This window comes from Aliidongia dinghuensis (assembly GCF_014643535.1).
Taxonomy (GTDB): domain Bacteria; phylum Pseudomonadota; class Alphaproteobacteria; order ATCC43930; family CGMCC-115725; genus Aliidongia; species Aliidongia dinghuensis.
In genome coordinates, this window is record NZ_BMJQ01000005.1 from 328477 (window position 1) to 350502 (window position 22026).

Consider the following 22026-nt stretch of genomic DNA (forward strand, 5'->3'; position numbering starts at 1 on the left):
GTCAGTTAGCCGCAACTTTGGGGCCCATTCCGGGAATATCGGCGGTGAGGGCACGATGGATTTCAGGTGTCTCTTCGATGGGCTTAATGCCCAAAAGTGGCGCCATTCGGGCGATGATGCGCTGCACCGCCGGTCCCGCCGTCCATGCCCCGGTGACGAAACCGTACGACGCCTGCGCCTTGTTGTTCCGGTCGCCATGGGGTTCATCGATGATGACGTACACCATGTATTGCGGGTCGTTCATCGGGAAGAATGAAATCAGCGACGACAGATTGCCATGGTGCATATACCCGCCATGCGCGCCGATCTTCTCTGCCGTCCCGGTCTTGGCCCCGACCAGGTAGCCCGGTACGTCCGCCTTGCGGCCCGTGCCGTCCGTCACGTCGTAGCGGAAGAGTTCGCGCATCAGCTCGGCCGTGCGCGGTGACAGTACGCGCTGGCCCGGCGGCACGAATCCGGCGGGCCGCTTGATGAGCGTCGCGGGGCGGAGGATGCCGCCGTCGGCGACGGCACTCGCCGCGACGGCGAGTTGAACCGGGCTCACCGCGATGCCGTGGCCGAACGCGATCGTCCAGGAATTGATCTCGCGCCACGGGTTCGGCACCTGCGGCGCGCCGATCTCCGGGATCTCGATCTGCGCCGGGTGGGTGAGGCCCAGGCGGCCGAGGAAGTCCTTCTGGATCTCCGGCGACAGCTCCTGGACCATATGGACCGAGCCGATGTTCGACGAGACGGCGAAGATCTGCGCCACGGGCACGGCGTGATGGATCGGCTCGTCGTCGTGAATCGTGAAGCGCCCGATCGAGATCGGCTTCGAGATGTCGTACATCTTCGACAGCGTGGCGGTCTTGTTCTCGAGCGCCAGCGCCGTGTTGAAGATCTTGAACACGGAGCCCATCTCGTAGACGCCGAGCGTCGCGCGATTGAAGATCGTCTCCGGCACGACCGTATTGAGATCGTTCGGATCGAAGTCCGGCAGCGAGATCATCGAGAGCACTTCGCCGGACTTGATGTCCATGATCATGCCGGTGCCGCCGATCGCGGTGAACGCGTCGATCTGCTTCTGGATCTCTTCCTTGAGGATCGCCTGCAGGCGGATGTCGATCGACAGCTTCAGGGGCTCATGCGACTGGCTCAAGGCCGCGTCGAACGAGCGTTCGATGCCGGCCAAGCCCTTGCCGTCGAGATCGGTATAGCCCACGACATGGGCGGCGAGCGGGCCCTGCGGATAGATCCGCCGCTCCTCGCGCTGGAAATCGAGGCCGGGGTTGCCGAGCGAATTGACCTGCAGCTCCTGCTGCGGCGTCAGCCGCCGCTGGATCCACACGAAGCTCTTGTCGGACGCGAGCTTGGCGTAAAGCTCGCTCTCCTTCGATCCGGGCAGGATCTTGGCAAGCTGCTTGGCGAGCTTGGCGGGCTCGCCGATCTGGTGCGGATTGGCGAACAGCGACGAGCTTTCGAGCGTGGTCGCGAGCACGACGCCGTTGCGGTCGACGATGTCGGCGCGGCTGAACTGGGCGGGCTTCGCCGCAACCGGCTGGCCGAGCCGCGCCACTTCCGGGTCGGGCGTCTTCAAGAGCGTCACGTCGGCCAGGCGCAGGCCGATGACGGTGAAGGCGAACAGGAACGCGCCGGCGGTGATGAGCAGCCGGTTGCGGCTCGTCTCCAGCGTACGGTTGACGCGCGTGTCCCCTTCCGACGGCGCGGTCAGCGTCGGCTTGAAATGGCGCGGACGGCAGGGATTGTCGTCGTCCTCGAGCGGCGCGACCGGCTTCATCGATCACCCCCGGGCTTGATCGCCGCGACGTTGGTCGCGCGGATTTGCGCGGGCTTGGCCGCGGCCTGCATCGCCTTCAGCACTGCCTCGATCTTGACGTCGCCGTCGGTCTCGGCCGGCCGGTCGGCCTTGAGCGGCAGCTGGTCGAAGCTGCCCATCTGGGCCGAGGTCACCGGCTGCAGCGCCAGGTGACGCTGCGCCATCTCGCCGATGCGGACCGGCTGGGTCAGGTAGCTCCACTCTGCCTTCAGCACATGGATCGCATCCTGATCGACCGCCGTCTGGCGGTTGATCTTGGCCAGATCCTCTTCGAGCGACTGGACCTCGTACTTGACCTTGAACAGGCCGAAGCCGAGGCCGCAGACCAGGATCAGCGAGAGAAATGTGGATGAGCGCATCATGCGGCGAGCTCCTCCGCCCCGGTCGGGGCGGGCCAGGCGGGGGCGGACGTCCGCTCGGCGACACGCAGCTTGGCGGAGCGCGCCCGCGGGTTGCGCGCGAGTTCTTCCTCGCCGGCCGTGATCGGCTTGCGCTGGACCAGGCGGAAGCTGGGCGGGCGGCGCCCGGCTGCGGCGACCGGCAGGTGGCGCGAGCCCGTGGGCTCGGCCCCCGCGCGGGCCTTGAGGAAATTCTTGATCGCCCGGTCTTCGAGCGAATGGAACGACACGACGGCGAGCCGGCCGCCGGCCTTCAAGAGCCGCTCGGCCGCGGCGAGGCCACGCGCGAGCTCGCCCAGCTCGTCGTTGACGTAGATGCGCAGTGCCTGGAACGTGCGCGTCGCCGGATCGATGCCGTCGCGGCTCGCCGGCACGCAGGAGCGCACGATGCGCGCCAAGGTCGCGGTGCGCTCGATCGGCATCTCGGCGCGCGCTGCCACGATGGCCTTGGCGACCCGGCGCGACAGCCGCTCCTCGCCGTAGCGCCAAATGATGTCGGCGAGCTCGGCCTCGTCCAGCGTGTTGACGACGCGGGCCGCGTCGGGGCCGTCACCGCCCATGCGCATGTCCAACGGGCCGTCGGCGCGGAACGAGAAGCCGCGCTCCGGATCGTCGATCTGTGGCGAGGAGACGCCGATGTCGAGCGCCACCGCGTCGACCTGATCGATGCCGAGCCCGGCCAGCAGCTCGACCATCGAGCCGAACTTGCCCTCGACCAGGGTCAGCCGGCCCGGGTGCGCGGCGGCAAGGGCCGCACCGCTCTCAATTGCCGTCGGGTCGCGGTCGATGCCGACGACCGTGACCGGGGCGGCCGCCAGGATCGCCTGCGAATAGCCGCCGCGGCCGAACGTGCCGTCGACGATCGTCTGGCCGGGCGCCAGATTGAGCGCGAGCACGACCTCGTCGACCAGCACGGGGATATGCAGGCTCTGGGTCATGGGTTGCTCCCCTGGACGCTTCCGGGGACAGGCGCGGCCGGGCGGGCGGCGGGCAGGGTCAGCTTCTTGTCGCGGGCGGCCTGGCGCATGGCCTGCTGATGCGCCTCGTGCGCGGCCGGCTCCCAGATCTGGAACGTGGTGCTCTGGCCGACGAAGGCGACGCTCTCGGTGATGCCGGCGAATTCCAGCATGTGGTCGGGCAGCATGATGCGGCCTTCGCTGTCGAACGGCAGCTCTCTCATGTCGGCGAACAGCGAGGCCAGATTCTCAAATTCCTCGGAAAATTGCGGCAGCGTCTCGAGCTGGGCGGCCATCTCCTCGACCCGTGCCAGGCTGCTGCAGTCGAGTGCCGGGTACTTGAACGAACGGAAGGCGACGATACCCGCGGAATTCTGCCCACTCAGCACGGCGCGGAAAGGGGCGGGTACCGAGACCCGCCCCTTCCGGTCGACCTTGTTGACGTAGGTGGACAGAAAAAGCCGCACGTGGGCTCCCCCAACTTCACCCCCAGCAAGACGGTGGCGCGGCTGCCACGGGAATTGGGTGTTCCCCCACACCAATCCCCTCCGTCATGGGATAATATGGGATATCATGGGCTGATATGGCCGTCAATCGTCACGGACAGTAAAACGTCAGTCAAAACAAGACGCCGGGAAGATCAGAACGCAGCACCGGGCCGGCGAGCGGCGCCGTCGATCGCCCTCGCGCCAGTCATCGATGGCGCTGGGGCAAAAGTGTGATCGGTCAGTTCTTTGGGCTGCGGAACCGATTTCGTGTTCCGCATATGTTCCCATCGATCGGGAGAAACACCAGACGGCCTGTAAGCCGGGTTCTGTCCTCGCGCGTCCGAAGACCCGCGAGGGATGACCATTCCTCTTGGGCGCCTGTCGCCAGGCGCCTCGCGCGACCGACCCGGACGGCGGCGCGGAAAACCCGCCTGCCGGTCGCCCAAAGCTCGCTAAAGCCTTAGGCGCCGGCCAGCCGTCCCTACTTGGTCTTGCTCCCGGTGGGGTTTGCCATGCCGCCCTCGTTACCGAGGCCGCGGTGCGCTCTTACCGCACCCTTTCACCCTTGCCGCCCGGCTGCCCGAAGGCAACCTGGGTTTGGCGGTCTGCTCTCTGTGGCACTTTCCCTGGGGTCGCCCCCGCCGGGCGTTACCCGGCACCGCGTTTCCCGTGGAGCCCGGACTTTCCTCTGCCGGCGCGAAGGCCGACAGCGGTCATCCGGCCGTCTGGTCGCGCTGACTTAAGGGCGGCGGACGGCTGCGTCAATCGTCCTTGGTGGGACCGTCCCATGTTTTCCCATGCCGAGGACGCAGAACGGCGTCCGTCCCATGAAATCCCATGGCCCATGAAATCCCATGACAGAACGTCAGACGCAGTGCGCGAACGCGACCTGGCCGACCCGGCGCGCGGTTTCCGGATCGATGACGCCATCGATCCGGCCCGGGCGATAGCGGCGCTGGAACGCAGTGACGGTCGCCGGGGTGGCTGCCTCATAGCCGATCGCGAGGAGGCCGGCCTCAGCCGTGACAGGCATCGCTGGCGCGTCGGCCGCGGGCCAGAGCCCGATGCCCCGGGCGGCGAGCCAGGCCCAGTCGAAGAGCTCGCCCGGGTCCTGCTTGCGCTCCGGTGCCACATCGGAATGGCCGAGCACCCGCGTGGACTGGATGGCGTGGCGCGCGAGGATGCCGGCCGCAAGCTCCGCAAGCGCCGCCATCTGCGCCGGCGGGAAGGGACGGTAGCCCCACTCGTGGCCGGGATTGACCAGCTCGATGCCGATCGAGTGGCCATTGACGTCGCGCTCGCCGGCCCAGAACGAAAGGCCGGCATGCCAGGCGCGCATCGTCTCGTCGACCATCCGATAGACCGTGCCGTCCTCGTCGATGAGCCAGTGGCAACTGACGCGGGCAACCGGGTCTGAGAGCCGCTCGAGCGCCGCCTCCGCTGTCGCCATGCCCGTGTAATGCAGCAGCAGGATGTCGACGGGGGCTGACCGGGGCTCGAAGTTGGGCGACGGGCGCTCGATGATCTTCATGACAGTCCGGGCATCAGAAGATCGACAGCTGGGTGAGCCGCGTCAGCGCTTCGAGCGCCGCCGTGCCGACCAGCGAATTGCCCGACCGGTCGAGCTCCGGCGACCAGACGGCCACACAGAATTTGCCGGGCAACACCGCGACGATGCCGCCGCCGACGCCGCTCTTCGCCGGCAGGCCCACGCGATAGGCGAAGCTGCCGACCGATTCATACATGCCGCAGGTCAGCATCAGCGCGTTGATGCGCTTCGCCTGTCGCTCGGTCAGCACCGCCTCTTCCAGGATCGGCGAGATGCCGCGGTTGGCGAGCGGCAGGAAGGCGCGGGCGAGATCGGCGCAGCTCATGGCGAGCGCGCATTGATGGAAATAGGTGTCGAGCACGGCTGCGACCGGATTGTCGAGCCGGCCGTGGCTCGCCAGCAGATTGGCGAGGGCTGCGTTGGTGAAGCCGGTCTCGCGCTCGGAAAGGGCCACCTCCAGATCGAAGTCGGCCGCGAAGTTGCGCGACAGCACGCGGGCATAGTCGCGGATCGCGTTCCGCGGCGCCCGGCAGTGCGACATGACGCAGTCGGTCACGACGAGCGCGCCCGCGTTGATGAACGGGTTGCGCGGCACGCCCTCTTCATATTCGAGCTGGACCAGCGAGTTGAACTTGCTGCCCGACGGCTCCTTGCCCAGTCGCGTCCAGAGCTCGTCGCCGACCAGCCGCATCGCCAGCATGAGCGTGAACGCCTTGGAGATGCTCTGGATCGAGAACGGCTCTTCCGCTTCGCCGATCGTATGGACCGCGCCGTCGATCGTCGCGATCGCCATGCCGAACTTGGCCGGCGGCACGTTGGCCAGCGCCGGGATGTAATCGGCGACCTTGCCCCTGCCGAAATAGGGCCGGATCTCGTGGACGATGTTTTCGAGCAGTTCGCTGTATTCCATCCGTCGTCTCGCCTCCCAGGCTCCCTCGCCCGCGCGGGCGGGAGAGGGAAGGGGCCCGGCCCGTCAGGGTTGGGAAGGGTGAGGGTAGTGCAGGCGGCGCGACCCTCACCCGCTTCGCTTTGCTCAGCACCCTCTCCCGCAAGCGGGCGAGGGTTTGTTCTACCCCAGCTCCGCCTTCTTCATTTCGAGTTCCAGCCAGCGGTCCTCGGCTTCCGCGAGCTCGGCCTGGAGCGCGTCGAGGCGGGCGGTCGCGCGCTCGAACGCGGCGCGGTCGCGGGCATAGAGCTGCGGGTCGGCAAGCGCCTTCTGCAGGGCCGTCTGTTCCTGGCCCAGGGCCTCGATCACGCCCGGCAGGCGCTGCAGGTCATGCTGTTCCTTGAATCCCAGGCGCGCCGCTTTCGGCTTCTCGGCCTTGGCCGGTGCCGGGGTGGCCTTCGGTGCCGCCTTGGCCTGCTCTGCTTTGGCCGGCTCGGTCTTCGTCGGGCGCTGGCGCAGATAGTCGCTATAGCCGCCGACATATTCCTCAACCTCGCCGTCGCCTTCGACCGCGATGACCGAGGTTACGAGCCGGTCGAGGAAGTCGCGGTCATGGCTGACCAGGAACAGCGTGCCGTCGTAGTCGGCGAGCACCTCTTCCAGGAGATCGAGCGTATCCATGTCGAGGTCGTTGGTCGGCTCGTCCAGCACCAGCAGGTTCGAGGTCTGCGCCAGCACCTTGGCCAAGAGCAGGCGGTTGCGCTCGCCGCCCGACAGCGCCTTGGCCGGCGTCAGTGCCTGGCGGTCCTCGAACAGGAAGTCGCGCATGTAGGAATTGACGTGGCGCGGCTGGCCGCGCACGAACACTTGGTCGCCACGGCCTTCGGTCAGGTTGTCGCGCACGCTCGCCTCGCCGTCGAGCCGGCTCCTGTGCTGGTCGAAATAGGCCGGCACCAGATTGACGCCGAAGCGGATCTTGCCGGCGTCCGGCGCCAGGTCGCCGGTCAGGATCTTCAGGAGCGTCGACTTGCCGGCACCGTTGGCGCCGATGATGCCGATCCGGTCGCCGCGCACGACCTTGGTCGAGAAATCCTTGGCGATGAGCTTGGTCTCGGAGCCCCCGTCGGGCGGCACCTGTTCGAAGCTCTTGGCGATGTGCTTCGCCTCGACCACCAGCTGGCCGCCGGACTCGGTCACGGCGGCCGTGCCGATCTTGGCCTGGCGGATGCCGACCCGCTCGGCCTTCTCCTGGCGCAGGTCCATGAGGGCGCGCAGCCGCCCCATGTTGCGCGTGCGCCGGGCCGAGATGCCCTGGCGCAGCCAGATCGTCTCCGACGCGAGCTTCTTGTCGAGCCGCACTTCCTCCGCCGCCTCGGCGGCGAGCACACCTTCCGACCATTCGTCGAACGCGGCGAAGCCCTTGTCGAGCGAGCGCAGCCGGCCGCGGTCGAGCCACAGCACCCGGCGCGAGAGCCGGTTCAGGAACGCGCGGTCATGGCTGATCATCAGGATGGCGCCGCGATAGTCCACAAGCCGCGCTTCCAGCCATTCGATCGCCGGGATGTCGAGATGGTTGGTCGGCTCGTCGAGCAGCACCACGTCCGGCTCGGCCACGAACACACGGGCGAGCGACACGCGGCGGCCCTCGCCGCCCGAGAGATCGACGAGCTTGCGATCGGGATCGAGCCCGACCTCGGCCAGGATCGCCTCGACCTTGTAGCGCGTCGCCCCGTCCTGCTCGTGACCGGGCAGGCCCTCGGCCACATGCTCGGCGATGGTCATCGTCGGCTCGAAGACCGGCTCCTGCGGCATGTAGGCGACATGGGCGCCCGGCTGGATGAAGCGCTCGCCGGCGTCGAGCTCGATCAGGCCGGCCAGGCACTTGAGGAGCGTCGACTTGCCGCTGCCGTTGCGGCCGACCAGACAGATCCGCTCGCCACGCGCGACCGCGACCGACGCCTCTTGGAAAGTGGGTCTGCCGCCGAAGGTGAGGGTCGCGTTCTGCAGGGCCAGGAGCGGCGGGGCCACCGCCATCAGGCCGTCCCCTTGGGCTGTGATGCCTCGTGCTGCGCCACCAGCCGGTCATAGGCCGCATTGATGAGGGCGAGCTTGGTGGTTGCGATCGAGATGAATTCCGCCGGCAGGCCGTCTGCCATCGCCCGGTCCGGATGGTTGTCGCGGGCGAGCTCGCGCCAGCGCTTCTTGATCGTGTCCATGTCCGCCCAAGGGTCGACGCCCAGGATCAGATAGGGATCCTCCTCGACGACCGGCGCATGCTCCGAGCCCACGTGGTAGGCCCGCAGACGCCGGTAGCAGCGCTCCTCGAAGCCGAAGATCTCGGCGATCTGGCGCAGATACTCGTCCTCGGCCGGCGTAATGACGCCATCGGCCTTGGCGATGTGGAAGAGCGCACCCATGAGGTCTTCCAGCACCGACTTGTGCTCGCCCAGGAGCCGCTTTACCTGCCGCGCGTAGGTTTCGGCGCCGATCATGCTGCGCCGGGCCAGGTTGAAGAAGAACTCGACGTTGGCGCGCTCTTCCGGCGGTGCCTGGAACACTTCGTGGAACGCGTCGATCTCGACGGCGCTCACCGTGCCGTCGGCCTTCGCCATCTTGGCGCCGAGCGCGATGACGGCGATGGTGAAGCCCACCTGCTTGGTCGACTGCGGCCGTTCGTCGGCGCGCGCCTGATCCTCGGCGAGCGCGAGCTGGCGCGTGCGCGTGGCGTCGGCGTCGAGCAGGCGCATCGAGGGATCCTCGAGGCCGAACAGATTGCCCCAGGACAGTTCCTGCACGCCTTCGACGATGCGGGCCCAAATTGTCACGGTCGGATCGACTCCTTCACCACAGGATACGGCATAGCGGGGCGGATCGCCTCTCGTCAAGAAACGAGGGTGCGATGCAATAGAGCCCCCAGGATTCCCGGGGGCAAAGCGTCGCAGGGTGCCCGCACCTTCTCGCGGTTCGACGCTTCGTGATCTAAGTTTATGCCACGGCGGCGGACAATCTTTCCGGGCGCGCCCGTCCCGCTGCGGTAGTTGCAGTTAGTTCGCGTCCCTGTCTCCACAAGGGGCTTCCAGGCGATGATCGAGATTACCGTGAACGGCCGGCAGCATAGGCTCGATGTCGAGGACGACATGCCGCTGCTCTGGGTCTTGCGCGACGAGCTCGGCATGACCGGCACGAAATACGGCTGCGGCATCGGCCAATGCGGCGCCTGCACGGTCCATGTCGACGGCGAGGCCCAGCGCTCCTGCTCGCTGCCGGTCTCGGCCGCGGTCGGCAGCAAGATCACGACGATCGAGGGCCTGTCGCCCGACTCGAGCCACGCGGTCCAGCGCGCCTGGCTCGCCGAAGACGTGCCGCAATGCGGCTACTGCCAGTCGGGCCAGATCATGGCCGCCGCTGCCTTCCTCAAGGCCAATCCCCAGCCGACCGATGCGGATATCGACACCAACCTGTCGAACATCTGCCGCTGCGGCACCTATCCGCGCATGCGCAAGGCGATCCATCGCGCCGCCGCGCTGATGCGGACTTGAGGGGGAGGCGTGCCATGACCCATCTGGCCCCGCTTTCGCGCCGCTTCTTCATCACGGCCGGCCTCTCGGCCGCCGGCGGCCTCGCCATCGGCGTGGCGCTGCCCGAGAGTGTCGCCGCCTTCGGCATCGACGCTGCGCCCTTCAAGCCCGCGGGCGACGGCAAGGCGGCCGAGGTCAATGCCTGGATCCTGATCGAGCCGGACGACAGCGTCATCATCCGCGTCGCCAAGTCCGAGATGGGCGAGGGCATTCTGACCGCGCTCCCCATGATCGTGGCCGAGGAGCTCGAGTGCGACTGGACCAAGGTGCGCGCCGAATATGCCGATGCGCACCGAAATTTTGTCGAGAGCAAGCCGTATGGTCCCATGAGTACCGGCGGCAGCGGCGCCGTCCGGCGCTCGCGCGAATATCTGCAGCAGGCCGGCGCCAGCGCGCGTGCTCGGCTGATCGCCGCCGCGGCCAAGCAATGGGGTGTCGCCGAGGCCGAGTGCACGGCGCGCGACGGCAAGGTCAGCCACGCCGCAACGAAGCGCAGCCTGGGCTATGGCGTGCTGGCATCGGCCGCGGCCAAGGTTGCGCTGGCCCAGGAGCCGGCGATCAAGACGCCGGACCAATATCGCCTGATCGGCACGCCGCAGGCGCGCTTCGACACGCCGCACAAGATCAACGGCGCGGCCAAGTTCGGCATCGATACGCGGCTCGACGGCATGCTCTACGCCGCCGTCGCGACCTGCCCCGTGTTCGGCGGCACCGTCAAGGCGGTCGACGACAGCAAGGTCAAGGGCCGGCGCGGCATCAAGCAAATCGTGCCGATCCCGGGCGGCGTCGCCGTCGTCGCCGACAGTTTCTGGCGCGCCAAGGAGGCGGTCGGCGATCTCGTCATCACCTGGGACGAGGGGGCCGGCGCTGGCACCAGCAGCGACCAGTTCCGCAAGGACTATCGCGCCGCCCTCGATGGGCCGGCGGCCAATGCCAAGCATTTGGGCGATCCCGCGGGCGTGCTCGCCAAGGCGGCGAAGAAGATCGACGCGCTCTACGAGGCGCCGCACGTCGCCCATGCGGCGATGGAGCCGCTGAACGCCACCGTCCACGTCCAGGCCGACCGGCTCGACGCCTGGATCGGGACCCAGGACCCGGACGGCGCGCTGCAGCGCGCCGCCACCGCCGCCGGCATGAAGCCGGAGCAGGTGTTCATCCATAATTGCTTCCTGGGCGGCGGTTTCGGCCGGCGCGCGATCAACGACGAGCTGACCCAGGCGGTCATCGTCGCCAAGGCGGTGGGCCAGCCGGTCAAGCTCGTCTGGACGCGCGAGGAGGACATGCAGCACGACCGCTACCGGCCGCAGGCGGCGATCCGCTTCAAGGCCGGCTTCGGCGGCGACGGCATGCCGGTCGCCTGGGACATGCGCACGGCCGTGGGCTCGATCAGCCGCTCGCTCGGCCGCGACCCGGTGACGAGCGGCGTCGAGCCGTCGGCGGTCGAAGGCTTGGCGAACGTGCCCTATGCGGTCGCCAACCTCAATGTCGACTGCATCCTCAAGAACACCCATGTGCCGGTCATGTTCTGGCGCTCGGTCGGCAGCTCGCAGAACGCCTTCGCGCTCGAGAGCTTCGTCGACGAGATGGCGGTCGCGGCCGGCAAGGACCCATATGAGTTCCGGCGCGCGCTGCTCGCCGGCCAGCCTGACTTCTTGAAGGTGCTGGATACGCTTGCCGAAAAGGGCGACTGGTCGAAGAAGCTGCCGGCCGGCCAGGGACGCGGCATCGCGATCCACGAGAGCTTCGGCACCATCGTGGGCGAGATCGTCGAGGTCGCGGTCAGTCCCAAGGGCGAGATCAAGGTGCCGCGCGTCGTGGCCGTGGTCGACTGCGGCCATGTCGTGAACCCGCGCACGGTCGAGATGCAGATCGAAAGCGCCGTCATCTATGGGCTGACGGCGGCACTCTATGACGAAATCACGATCAAGGACGGCCGCGTCGAGCAGGCGAACTTCGACGAGTACCAGATGGTACGCTTCGCCGACGCGCCGGCAATCGAGACTTATCTGGCACTGTCGGGCGGCGGCAAATGGGGCGGCATCGGCGAGCCGGGTACGCCGCCCATCGCGCCGGCCCTCTGCAACGCCATCTTCGCTGCGACCGGCAAGCGCATCCGCTCCCTGCCGATCAAGAACACGGACCTCTCCGGGCGGGCGTGAAGATATCAAGTCGCAATCCTCCCGGCTTGCTCGCCGGCAAGCGCGGGTCCATTCTCTCGTCTGAGGAATGGCGCGGCGCCCAAGCGGGTGCGCGCACCGGGAGGATTGAATGGCTGTTGAAGTGATGCGTCGGCGGGAAGTGCCGACGGAGCGGATGATCGCACGCTTGAAGGAACGGTTCGGCGACCGTGTGTCGACGGCGGCGGCCGTGCGCGACCAGCATGGCAAGGACGAATCCTATCACCCGATCGAGGCGCCGGACGCCGTGTTCTTCGCCCGCTCGACCGAGGAAGTGGCGGAGGCCGTCAAGCTCTGCGCCGAGTACAAGGTGCCGGTCATCCCGTTCGGCACCGGCACCTCGCTCGAGGGCCATGTGGCGGCACGCGAGGGCGGCCTCTCAATCGACGTGAGCCAGATGGACCAGGTGCTGCGCGTCTCGCCCGAAGATCTCGACTGCACGGTGCAGCCGGGTGTGACGCGCAAGCAGCTGAACGAATATCTGCGCGACACCGGCCTGTTCTTCCCGATCGACCCGGGAGCCAACGCGTCGATCGGCGGCATGACCGCGACGCGCGCATCGGGCACCAACGCGGTGCGCTACGGCACCATGCGTGACAATGTGCTCTCGGTGACGGCCGTGCTGGCCGACGGCCGCGTCATCAAGACGGCGAGCCGGGCGCGCAAGTCGTCTGCCGGCTATGACCTGACGCGGCTCTTCGTCGGATCCGAAGGCACGCTCGGCGTCATCACCGAGGTGACACTCAAGCTCTACGGCATTCCGGAGGCGATCTCGTCGGCAGTCTGCGCGTTCCCGACCATCGCGGCCGCGGTCGACACGGTGATCTCGACCATCCAGGCGGGCGTGCCGGTCGCGCGCATCGAGCTCTTGGACGAGGTGCAGATCAACGCCTGCAACCATTATTCGAAGCTCGACCTCAAGGTGGCGCCGACCTTGTTCTTCGAATTCCACGGCACCACGGCCGGGGTCAAGGAACAGGCCGAGATGGTGGCCTCCTTCGCCGAGGACAACGGCGGCGAGGGCTTCAAATGGACGAGCTCGGCCGAGGAGCGCTCGAAGCTCTGGCAGGCGCGGCACGACGCCTATTACGCCGGCCTCTCGCTCCGGCCCGGCTCCAAGGGCTGGGCGACCGACGTGTGCGTGCCGATCTCGAACCTGGCCGAGGCGATCAACGAGACGAAGAAGGATCTGGAAACGGCCAGCATGCCGGTCTGCCTGGTGGGTCACGTGGGCGACGGCAATTTCCACCTCTGCTTCATTCTCGACCCGAACAAGCCGGAGGAGTTCGAGGAGGCGGCGGCGATCAACGAGCGCATGGTGAAGCGTGCCCTGGCGCTCGACGGCACCTGCACCGGCGAGCATGGCGTGGGCTACGGCAAGATCGGCTTCGTTGAGGAGGAGCACGGGCCCGCGACGATCGGCGTCATGCGCGAGATCAAGCGCGCGCTCGACCCGCACAACCTGATGAACCCCGGCAAGGTGATCCGGCTCGGGGCCAATCACTAGCTTCCATCGTCATCCCCGCGCAGGCGGGGATCCAGCATTACGCGCGGCAGCGCGGACGAGAGTCTCGTCGCCGCGGACGCGGCTCTTGCTGGGTTCCCGCCTCCGCGGGAGCGACGGATAGAAACTCGATTCCAGGAGCTTTCCTCATGTCGTTCGATTTCACCGGCAAGCGCGTCGTCGTCGCGGGCGGCAGCAAGGGCATCGGCCGCTCGATCGCGCTGGGCTTCGCCCGGGCCGGCGCCAAGGTCTCGATCTGCGCTCGGGGCGCGGCCGCGCTCGAGGCGGCGCGGGCCGAGCTTTCCGCCTTCGGCCAGCAGGCCCACGCCGCGACCTGCGACCTGGGCGTCGAGGCCGACATCACGGGCTATGTCGCAGCCGCGGCCGAGGCGCTGGGCGGCATTGACGTGCTGGTCAACAACGCCTCCGGTTTTGGCGCGACCGACGACGAGGCGGGCTGGGCGCAGAGCCTCAACGTCGACATCATGGCGACGGTCCGCGCCTCGCACGCAGCCATCCCGTTTCTGCTGAAGAACCCCGGCGCCTCGATCGTCAACATCTCGTCGATCTCGGGCTACCGGCCGTCGACCCGCTCCGTGCCCTATGCCGCGGTCAAGGCGGCGGTCATTCAATATACGACGAGCCAGGCGGCGCTCCTGGCGCGCCAGGGCGTGCGCGTCAATTGCGTGGCGCCCGGCTCGATCGAGTTTCCCGGCGGCACCTGGGAGGATCGGCGCACCAGCAATCCGGACCTCTACAACCGCATCCTCGACAGCATCCCGTTCGGCCGGCTGGGCCTTCCCGAGGAGGTCGCCGACGTGGTGCTGTTCCTGGCGAGCCCGCTCGCGCGCTGGGTCACCGGGCAGACCATCGTCGCGGACGGCGGGCAGCTGCTGGGTGTCTAGTTGACGGCGGTATTATTTGCCGCCAGCTAGGCAAATTTTGCCGAGTTAGATTTTTATGCCGCCCCGCCGCCGCGCCAACCCCAGGTGCGCCGCGGCGGGCAAGGCTGGCACTCCCTTTGCGTCAGTCGAAGCAATCCGAACAAGCTTGGATTGCAACGCATGTCGATCGGTCCGATCTCGCCAAGCTGGTCGTCCTCCTATGCGACCGCGCGCGATCTCATTCAGCAGACCATCAACGGTCAGGACCGTACGGACCCGCGTTCCGTCATCGACGAGATCGCGCAGGGCGGCGCCGGCGGGCTGCTCAAGTATCAGGAGAAGCAGGCCGAGAAGAAGATCGAGGAGCAGGTCCTCCAGTCCATGGGACTGAAGGACGGGGACCTGAAGAACCTGAGCCCCGACAAGCTCGCCCAGGTCGAGGCGGCGGTCGCCAAAGCCCTGCAGCAGCAGATCAAGAACACCATGCGGAACCAGGCGGAGCAGCAGGCCACGGCCAGTACCAAGCAAGTGTTCGGTTCGAACAGTCAGTCGCTTTTGTCGACTGCGACCACCGCGGCGCTGTTTGAACTGTCGTAAGACCGGACTGCGCCGCTCGCTGCCCCCAACCGATCGGGCACCGGCGGTGGCCATGGTCACGATCGCCTAGCCGCTATCCCGTTTGACTTGGCAGCGGGGTTCCTGGCCTGATCGACTTCCACAATCGCGAAGCGAGGAAGAACATGAGCGAGGACGCCGCCGCCCTGCCGCTTGCCGATCCGGCGACCACCCGCTCGATCTTCGATTGGCTCGAGCGGTTCGCCGCCTGCGTCAGGGCGGTCGACTATGCTGCTGCCCGCCCGTTCTGGCATCCCGACATCATCGTGTTCGGTACTTATCAGGAACTTGTCCGCGGCCGCGCGCGCTGGACCGAGATGCAGTGGGACAATGTGTGGCCGCGCACGGCGGATTTCGCGTTCGATCTCGATAACACGGCAGTCCTGGCCAGCCCCGACGGCACCATGGCAACGGTGATCACGCCCTGGACCAGCACCGGTTTCCAGCCGGACGGCAACCGCTTCGATCGGCCGGGGCGGGCGACGATCATTCTCGCCCGCCAGGCCGACGGGGGCTGGCTTGGCATTCATTCCCACATGTCGCTGCAGCGGGGCGTGCCGCAGGACAGCCACGGCAACCGGCCGGTCAAGGCTCGCTGAGCTCTGGCGGCTCAAGCCCCGGCCCGTTCGGGCAGGAACGCCAGACGGGCCACGGGCGAGGCCAGGATGACGAGCGCCTGGACCATGAAGCCCAGGACCGCGACCAGCAGGCAGGTCTCCGCCCCATAGCCGCCGCCGATCGCGGCCCCGATCGCGGCTCCCACGGGCCGGGCGCCGGCCGTCGCCATGGTGATGATGGCCGAGACCCGGCCCAAGAGCGCGTCCGGCGTCACGGCCTGGCGCAGGGTGGTCGAGCTGATCACCCACAGGATGGGCCCGAAGCCGATCAGGAAGAAGGCGAGGCAGGCGAGCCCCATCGACGGCACCCAGAGCGTTGCCGCCATGACGAGCGCCGCCGAGAGCCCGGCGAGCGGCCCGATGGCGATGACGGTACCGAACGGCAGCGCCTTCGCGATGCGCGGTGCCGCGAGCGCGCCCGCCACCATGCCGACGCCATATGTCGCGAGCGTGGCGCCGATCTCGTCGGCGGTGAGCCGCAGGTGATGCACGGCATAGGGCACATAGACCGCCTGCAGCACGAACCAGGCGAGATTGAAGAACACGGCGGTCAGCAGGATCGGCCGCAGCAGCGGATGCTGCCAGGCGAAGCCGGCGCCTTCGCGCAGGTCCTGCAGCAGCCGGCGCGGCGGGGCGGGCGCCCGCGCGGGCTCGGCGATGCCCGAGAGCAGCAGCACGGCCGCGATCGAAAGGGCGGCGGCAACGCCATAGGAGGGGGCGGCCCCCAGCCGGGCGATGAGCGCGCCGGCAAGCGCCGGGCCGGCGGCAAACGCCACCGCCCGGGCGAGCTCGATCTTGCCGTTCGCCTGCGCCAGTTGGCTGCCTGGCACCAGGGCCGGCACCAGGGACGGGGCGGCGACGGTGTAGGCGACCGTACCGGTTGCGCCGATGAAACCCAGGAGCGCCAGCAGCGGCAGGCTCAGGAGCCCCGTCCAGGCGAGCGCAAGGACGGCGACGAGCGAGAGCGTGCGCAGCGCCTCGGCACCGGCCATCAGGTGCCGGCGCGAGGTGCGGTCGGCCAACATGCCGGCCGGGAAGGAGAGCAGCAGGAACGGCAGGGTCTGCGCCATCTGCAGCAGGCCGGTCTCGCCGACGCCGGCGCCGAGGCTCAGGACGGCGATGATGGGGGCCGCGGCAAGGCCGATCTGCTCGGCCGACTGCGCGGCGAGGTTGGACCAGGCGAGCCGCCGGAACGCGGTGGGCAGGTTGGACGGCGGCATGATGCGGATCCCGTTCGAATGGTTCGATCGGGACCGAGGCTAGGCGAGCGTCCAGCCGCTCGCGCTCCGCTTGTTGCTGTTGAATTCAGCGAGCGGCTGCGGCCGCCGCCCTTTTGGCGCCCATGGGCACAAGCCGGGTCTCGCCGACCTTCATCAGCCAGGCCGTCTCGGCGGTGAAGCCCGCGTGGCTCGCCGCCTTGCGGAAGCGCACCGGCGGCTCGAACGGCGGCTCGACGGTCATGACGATGGTGCCCCAGTGCATGCCGATGACATGGCGTGCCTTGAGGTCGAGCGCGATCTGGATCGCTTCCTCCGGGTTCGCGTGGTTCATGTGCATGGCGGCGCGCGGCGCATAGCAGCCGATGCCCAGCATGGCGAGATCGAACGGACCATAGCGCCGCCCGGTCTCGGTGAACACGGCGCCATAGCCGGTATCGCCGCCGAAATAGAGCCGCCGCTCGTCGCTCTCGATGACAAAGCCGGCCCAGAGCGTGCGGTTGCGGTCGATGAGCGTGCGGGCGGAGCGGTGGATCGCCGGCACCGCGGTGACGGTGAGCGGCCCGGTGGAGGCCTGGTGATGCCAGTCGAGCTCGGTGACCAAGCGATAGCCGCGCGACCGGAAGAAGCGGCCGAGCCCGAGCGGCACGATCACCCTGACATGAGCCTTGTGCGGCAGTGCCTCGATCGTTTCGGTATCGAGATGATCGTAGTGATTGTGGGAGACCAGCAATGCGTCGATCGCCGGCAGCGCGTGCGCGGGCAGGCCTGGCGGCGTGAAACGGCGCGGGCCGATGCCCTGGACCGGCGAGGCATATTCCGACAGGAACGGGTCGATGAGCACGGTCTGGCGGGCGAGCCGGACCAGGAAGGCGGCATGGCCCAGCCAGGTGACGCTGTCGTGACCCAGCGCGGCATCGAGCCCGTAGAGCACGGCGCCCATCGGCAGGACATGCCCCGCGGGCACGTCGTAGGTCCTGGCATGGATGCGCTGGCGCCACAGGAATTTCAGCAGCCGATTGCGCTGGCGCAGCCGCTCCGGCGATCCCGCCGGATTGCGGAACCCGACCCGGGTATGGTGGCTCGGGCGTTCGAGCTCGGTCGTCACTGGTAGCTCGCCACCCCACGCCCTTTCAGAGACCCGGTCGGATGGCATATAGTTCAATCCACTCGTTTGCCGTCCAGATCCTTTTGGGCCTGCTCGGCTTCCGTGCGCAGCTTGGCCTTGGCTTCCTTGGACTGGCCGAAGCGCACGCGGTTTTCGGCGGCCTGCGCATCCGCCGTCTGGCGCTCGCGGGCCTTGCGAAACTTGTTCAAATTGACGACGTCGCCCATCGAAGGTGCCTCCTTTTGGGGAAGTCCGGAGCCAAGCTTAAGTCCAAGCCGTTCATCCGTCAAAGCATCGGCACGCGTCCGTGTGGTAGGCGTCCGTGTGGCAGGCGTCCGGCGTCTGCGGCGGAAGGTCCTGGAATTCGGGCGCGGGTGCTTGAAGGCCGGCACTCCATCTCAGGAGGGTACGGGTGCGTAAGCTGCTGATCGTCATCGTCGTCGCCCTGGTGCTGCTCGTCGCGGCCGTCGTCGTCGTGCCGCGCGTCATCGGCACCGAACAGCTGACCGCCTTCCTCACGGAGCGGCTCCGGACCGCCACCGGCTACAATGTCGCGATCCGCGGGCCCGTGTCGCTCTCGGTCCTGCCGAGCCCGAGCCTGTCGGTTGCAGACATCCACGTCACCGCCGCGGCGACGCCGGGTGCTCCGGAGCTTGCGCGCGCCGGTGCCGTCCAGGTCGAGGTGGCGCTGATGCCGCTGTTCGGCGGCCGGGTCGAGGCGACGGCGGTCACCGTGCGCGATCCGGTCGTGATGCTCGAAGGCCCGCTCGGCCCGGCGAAGCCGGTCGCCCAGGCGCCGGCCAAGCCCGCCCCGTCGCCGGGGCCGGCGCCCGGGGCGCCCCAAGGGACCACCCCCGGGCAGGCCCCGGCGGGAGCACCCCAGACGGCGCCGTCGGCCACGAGCAAATTCTCGGTCGCGGTCGAGCATGTCCGGGTGACGAACGGCAGCGTCACCTATCGCGACGGCGGCCAGACCTATACGCTCGAGCATCTCGATCTCGATGTGACGACATCGCCCGGCGGTGCCGTTTCCGGCTCGGCCGATGCCGGTTTCGGCCAGGACCGACTGCATGTCGTGGGCCGGGTCGGTGCGCTCGATTGTGCCAAGGCGATCCCTCTGTCGCTGCACGCGACGGCCGATGCGGGCCGGGCCTCGCTCGATTTCGATGGCACAGCCGGCTGTGGGGCGGACGGGGCCCGCGCCGGCGGCAAGCTCAAACTCGCCGCCGACAGTGCGCGCGCCGCGCTTACGCCGTTCACGGCGGCGGCGCTGCCGGCCGCGCTCGACCGGCGCCTGGCGCTCGAAGGCACACTCGACGCCGACCCGGGCAGGCTCGACCTCGCCGATCTCTCAGTCGATTTCGATGAAAGCCACGGCATCGGCACGCTCAATATCCGCACGGCGGCCCACGACGGCGAGCGGCCGGCGATCGATCTGGCGCTCGACGTAAACCGGCTCGATCTCGCGCCCTGGTTCGCGCCGCCGCCGGCCGGACGCAATGCGGCTGCCCCCTCAGCGCCGGCCGTCTCGGCCGCGACGGGGATGCCGAACGGAACGTCAAGCGGGGCGCCCTCGGCCATGCCGCGGGGCTTCGCCGCTCTCCATATCGGGCTCGATCTCTCGGTCGAGCTTCTGGCTTGGCACGACGGCCTCATCCGGCAGGCCCGGTTCAACGGCGGCATCGACCAGGGCACGGTGACCATCAACCAGGCAACGGCGGAGCTGCCCGGCGGCACCGACATGAGCGTCAGCGGCCAGGTCGCGGACGCGTTCGGCATCGGGCATTTCACCGGCACGGCCGATGCCGAGACCGACAATCTACGCGCGCTCTGCGATTGGGCCGGCCTCAAGTTCGGCGGCGTGCCGGCCGACCGGCTGCGCCAGGCGAGCCTGTCGACGACGCTTGATGTCGTTGGCGATCCTGCAGGCGAGCGGGTCTCGGCGACCGGCATCGAGCTGGAGCTCGACGGCAGCCAGTTCAAGGGCGCCGCCAACCTGGTCCTGGGGGATCGGCCCGGGATTGGCCTCAGGCTCGCCGGGGACCAGCTGAACCTCGACGCTTATCTCGCCGGCGAGACCATGGTGCCGCTGCCGCAATCGGGCGGTGGGCAGGCAGCGGTTTCCGCCGGCCCGTCGCCGACGGTTGCGACGGCCGCGGCGCTGCTGCCGCTCGTGGCGGCCAACCTGGACTTGAGTTTCGACAAGGTCACCTGGCGCGGCCAGCTGCTGAAAGCCGTGCATCTGGCCGGCCTCGTCGATCGGGGCGCGGTCGAGCTGCGCGACGCGCGCATCGGCGATCTCGGCGGCGGCAGCCTGGCGCTTTCAGGCCGCTGGTCCGGCGGGCTCGGCACGACGGCAACGCTCACTGGCCGGGTGACGGCGGGCGGGCCCAGCGCGGTGCCGCTTCTGACCTTCCTGGGCCTGGGCGGGCAGGAGACTGCAGGGCGGCTCGGCGCCTATACCCTCGACCTGCGGGCCCAGGGGCAGCCGCTGGCGCCCGGCATCGATGCGACGCTGACGGCCGAGGAGGCGCGTGGCACGGCCAAGGGCCGCCTCGCCCTTGGCGCAGCGCCGCATTTCGTCGGCACGGCGACGCTCGACCATCCGGAGGCCGCCCGTCTGCTGGCGATCGTGGCGCCGCTCTATCGCCCGGCCGGCGGGGCGCTCGGCGCGGTCCAGCTCGCCGCGGCGGTCGATGCCGACCCGCAGCATCTGACGTTGGACCAGCTATCCCTGACCGTCGGCGAGCAGCGGGTGGCCGGCACCTTGTCGCTCGACGGCACGGCGCATCCGGCCCGGCTCGACGCCGATCTCACCGGCGGCGACCTGGTATTCGACCCGTTCCTGCCCGCGCGGGAGTCTGCCGCTGTGGACGGGCCGGTGCGCTACGCGGCGCTCGGCGATCCGGGTCCGCTGCCCGGCCACTGGTCGCGGGCGAAGTTCGATCTTTCGTGGCTGAGCATCATCGACGCCAAGGTGAAGCTCACGGCGGACTCGGCCGCTGCCGGTCCCTGGCACTTCGACAAGCCGGTGCTGGGCTTCGCGCTCAAGGGCGGCACGCTCGGGCTCGACACGCTCATGGGCGGCCTGTTCGGCGGCAAGATCGACGCGCATGGCAGCCTGAGTCAGGCCGGGGCCGCGGCGCTGACCCTTGCCGGGCGCGATCTCGACCTCAAGGATCTGGCGCAGCAGACGGGGGCTGCAGCACTCACCGCCGGCAAGGGCCAGCTCGACGCGGATCTGACCGCGAACGGCACGTCCGAGGCGGACTTGATCGCGGCCCTCGGTGGCAAGGCGTCGCTCTCGGCGCGCGACGGGGCGCTCACCGGTTTCGATCTTCCGGCGGTCAACGATCGGCTGAAGGCGCTCAAAGGGCCGCAGGACCTGGTGGCGGTGATCCAGGCGGTGCAGGCCGGCGGCAGCACGCGCTTCACGGCGCTCGACGCGACGGCGACGATCGCCGGCGGCGTCATCCGGTCGAACGAGGCGCATCTGGCGGCCGATGGCGGCGATCTTACAGCCCAGGTGACGGCCAATCTGCCGGCCTGGACGATCGAGGGGAAGGCGGCGCTGGCGCTCGCCGGGCGTACCGACCTGCCGCCGATCGCCATGAGCTTCGACGGCCCGCTCGACAAGCCGGAAAAGCGCATCGACGTGAACAGCCTTGCCGCCTATGCGCAACGCCAGGGTGTCGGGTCCCTGTTGCAGGGCCTGACGGGGCAGCAAGCAGCGCCGGCTTCGCCGTCGCAACAACCGCAACAGCAAAAGCCGGCCCAGCAGCTGCAAGACCTGTTCAAGGGGCTTCTGCCGAAGAAGCCCTGATGCCAGGTGCTCTCGTCCTCGAGATCCCGCGGACGGGCCAGCCGCGACGTTTCGTCGCGATCGGATCCCGCCCTAGAGCGCGGTCGCATTGGCTGGAACCAGCCAATGCGTGAATCGCGCTCTAAACATTTGATTAGAGACGGATTCACGGCTTGAGCGGATCGCAACGCGATTCCACTCAAGCCGATCCGGCTCTAGTTCTTCGCGGTTTCGCCCTTATAGCACTGCAGGACGAAGACGCGGATGGCGCTCGACAGATTCGTGCCGCGCGCCGCATCGATGGTCTCGACGAGCCGGTTGACGGAGAGGCCGCGCTGCTCGGCGATCTCCTTCAATCCGGCCCAGAACGCGGTCTCGAGCGACACGCTGGTGCGATGGCCGGCGATCACGACGGATCGCTTGCGCATCGC

At 68.5% G+C, this 22026-nt stretch carries 19 protein-coding genes and 1 other RNA gene; 7 read left to right on the forward strand and 13 right to left on the reverse strand.

The genetic code is table 11. From position 1 onward, the window contains the following. Position 1: 1 nt before the first annotated feature. The 9 genes from IEY58_RS12030 to IEY58_RS12070 form a co-directional block, all read right to left on the reverse strand. A complete protein-coding gene (locus IEY58_RS12030; RefSeq protein ID WP_189045947.1) occupies positions 2-1777 on the reverse strand; it encodes a peptidoglycan D,D-transpeptidase FtsI family protein in 1776 nt (591 codons plus the stop codon). Continuing rightward, a complete protein-coding gene (gene ftsL, locus IEY58_RS12035; protein ID WP_189045949.1) occupies positions 1774-2178 on the reverse strand; it encodes a cell division protein FtsL in 405 nt (134 codons plus the stop codon). The genes IEY58_RS12030 and ftsL overlap by 4 nt, the downstream gene beginning before the upstream one ends. Then, a complete protein-coding gene (gene rsmH / locus IEY58_RS12040; RefSeq protein WP_189045951.1) occupies positions 2175-3152 on the reverse strand; it encodes a 16S rRNA (cytosine(1402)-N(4))-methyltransferase RsmH in 978 nt (325 codons plus the stop codon). Before rsmH ends, ftsL begins: the two co-directional genes overlap by 4 nt. After that, positions 3149-3637 (reverse strand): division/cell wall cluster transcriptional repressor MraZ, encoded by a 489-nt coding sequence (locus IEY58_RS12045; protein WP_189045953.1) that lies wholly within the window; start codon positions 3635-3637, stop codon positions 3149-3151. Before IEY58_RS12045 ends, rsmH begins: the two co-directional genes overlap by 4 nt. A 320-nt stretch (positions 3638-3957) precedes the next feature. Beyond that, positions 3958-4387, reverse strand: an RNA gene (gene rnpB / locus IEY58_RS12050) — RNase P RNA component class A. 136 nt (positions 4388-4523) lie between these two features. Continuing rightward, the gene (locus IEY58_RS12055) at positions 4524-5189 is read right to left on the reverse strand and encodes an N-acetylmuramoyl-L-alanine amidase (protein ID WP_189045955.1); all 666 of its coding nucleotides are present in this window, start codon (positions 5187-5189) and stop codon (positions 4524-4526) included. Between the two features lie 13 nt (positions 5190-5202). After that, positions 5203-6117: a glutaminase gene (locus IEY58_RS12060; RefSeq protein WP_189045956.1), complete on the reverse strand. Its 915-nt coding sequence runs from the start codon at positions 6115-6117 to the stop codon at positions 5203-5205. 159 nt (positions 6118-6276) lie between these two features. After that, entirely contained in the window at positions 6277-8127 is a 1851-nt protein-coding gene (locus tag IEY58_RS12065) for an ATP-binding cassette domain-containing protein (RefSeq protein WP_189045958.1), read from the reverse strand. Continuing rightward, entirely contained in the window at positions 8127-8918 is a 792-nt protein-coding gene (locus IEY58_RS12070; protein ID WP_189045960.1) for a molecular chaperone DjiA, read from the reverse strand. Before IEY58_RS12070 ends, IEY58_RS12065 begins: the two co-directional genes overlap by 1 nt. Before the next feature lie 258 nt (positions 8919-9176). On the opposite strand from IEY58_RS12070, the gene IEY58_RS12075 reads away from it, so the two are divergent. The 6 genes from IEY58_RS12075 (at position 9177) to IEY58_RS12100 (ending at position 15450) form a co-directional block, all read left to right on the forward strand. After that, a complete protein-coding gene (locus IEY58_RS12075) occupies positions 9177-9632 on the forward strand; it encodes a (2Fe-2S)-binding protein (RefSeq protein ID WP_189045962.1) in 456 nt (151 codons plus the stop codon). A 14-nt stretch (positions 9633-9646) separates the two neighbouring features. Then, entirely contained in the window at positions 9647-11830 is a 2184-nt protein-coding gene (locus IEY58_RS12080) for a xanthine dehydrogenase family protein molybdopterin-binding subunit (protein WP_189045964.1), read from the forward strand. 109 nt (positions 11831-11939) lie between these two features. After that, on the forward strand, positions 11940-13355 hold the full coding sequence (locus IEY58_RS12085; protein ID WP_189045966.1) for an FAD-binding oxidoreductase: 1416 nt from the start codon (positions 11940-11942) through the stop codon (positions 13353-13355). A gap of 146 nt (positions 13356-13501) precedes the next feature. Then, on the forward strand, positions 13502-14257 hold the full coding sequence (locus tag IEY58_RS12090; RefSeq protein WP_189045968.1) for an SDR family NAD(P)-dependent oxidoreductase: 756 nt from the start codon (positions 13502-13504) through the stop codon (positions 14255-14257). Positions 14258-14416: 159 nt separating this feature from the next. After that, a complete protein-coding gene (locus tag IEY58_RS12095; protein ID WP_189045970.1) occupies positions 14417-14833 on the forward strand; it encodes a hypothetical protein in 417 nt (138 codons plus the stop codon). 143 nt (positions 14834-14976) lie between these two features. Continuing rightward, entirely contained in the window at positions 14977-15450 is a 474-nt protein-coding gene (locus IEY58_RS12100; protein WP_189045972.1) for a YybH family protein, read from the forward strand. A gap of 11 nt (positions 15451-15461) precedes the next feature. Here IEY58_RS12100 and IEY58_RS12105 read toward each other — a convergent pair whose 3' ends face one another. The 3 genes from IEY58_RS12105 to IEY58_RS12115 all read right to left on the reverse strand — a co-directional run bounded on the left by IEY58_RS12105 (position 15462) and on the right by IEY58_RS12115 (position 18020). Next, the gene (locus tag IEY58_RS12105) at positions 15462-16688 is read right to left on the reverse strand and encodes an MFS transporter (RefSeq protein ID WP_189045973.1); all 1227 of its coding nucleotides are present in this window, start codon (positions 16686-16688) and stop codon (positions 15462-15464) included. 85 nt (positions 16689-16773) lie between these two features. After that, positions 16774-17793: an MBL fold metallo-hydrolase gene (locus IEY58_RS12110; protein ID WP_229743668.1), complete on the reverse strand. Its 1020-nt coding sequence runs from the start codon at positions 17791-17793 to the stop codon at positions 16774-16776. Positions 17794-17846: 53 nt separating this feature from the next. Beyond that, positions 17847-18020, reverse strand: a complete 174-nt coding sequence (locus IEY58_RS12115; protein ID WP_189045977.1) for a DUF4169 family protein — start codon at positions 18018-18020, stop codon at positions 17847-17849. Between the two features lie 185 nt (positions 18021-18205). Here IEY58_RS12115 and IEY58_RS12120 point away from each other — a divergent pair, with 185 nt between their 5' ends. Further along, positions 18206-21616 carry an AsmA family protein gene (locus IEY58_RS12120; RefSeq protein WP_189045979.1) on the forward strand — a complete coding sequence of 1137 codons (3411 nt, stop codon included), beginning with the start codon at positions 18206-18208 and terminating at the stop codon, positions 21614-21616. A 194-nt stretch (positions 21617-21810) separates the two neighbouring features. On the opposite strand, the gene IEY58_RS12125 is transcribed toward IEY58_RS12120, so the two are convergent. After that, positions 21811-22023: a ribbon-helix-helix domain-containing protein gene (locus IEY58_RS12125; RefSeq protein WP_189045981.1), complete on the reverse strand. Its 213-nt coding sequence runs from the start codon at positions 22021-22023 to the stop codon at positions 21811-21813. Positions 22024-22026 lie beyond the last annotated feature (3 nt).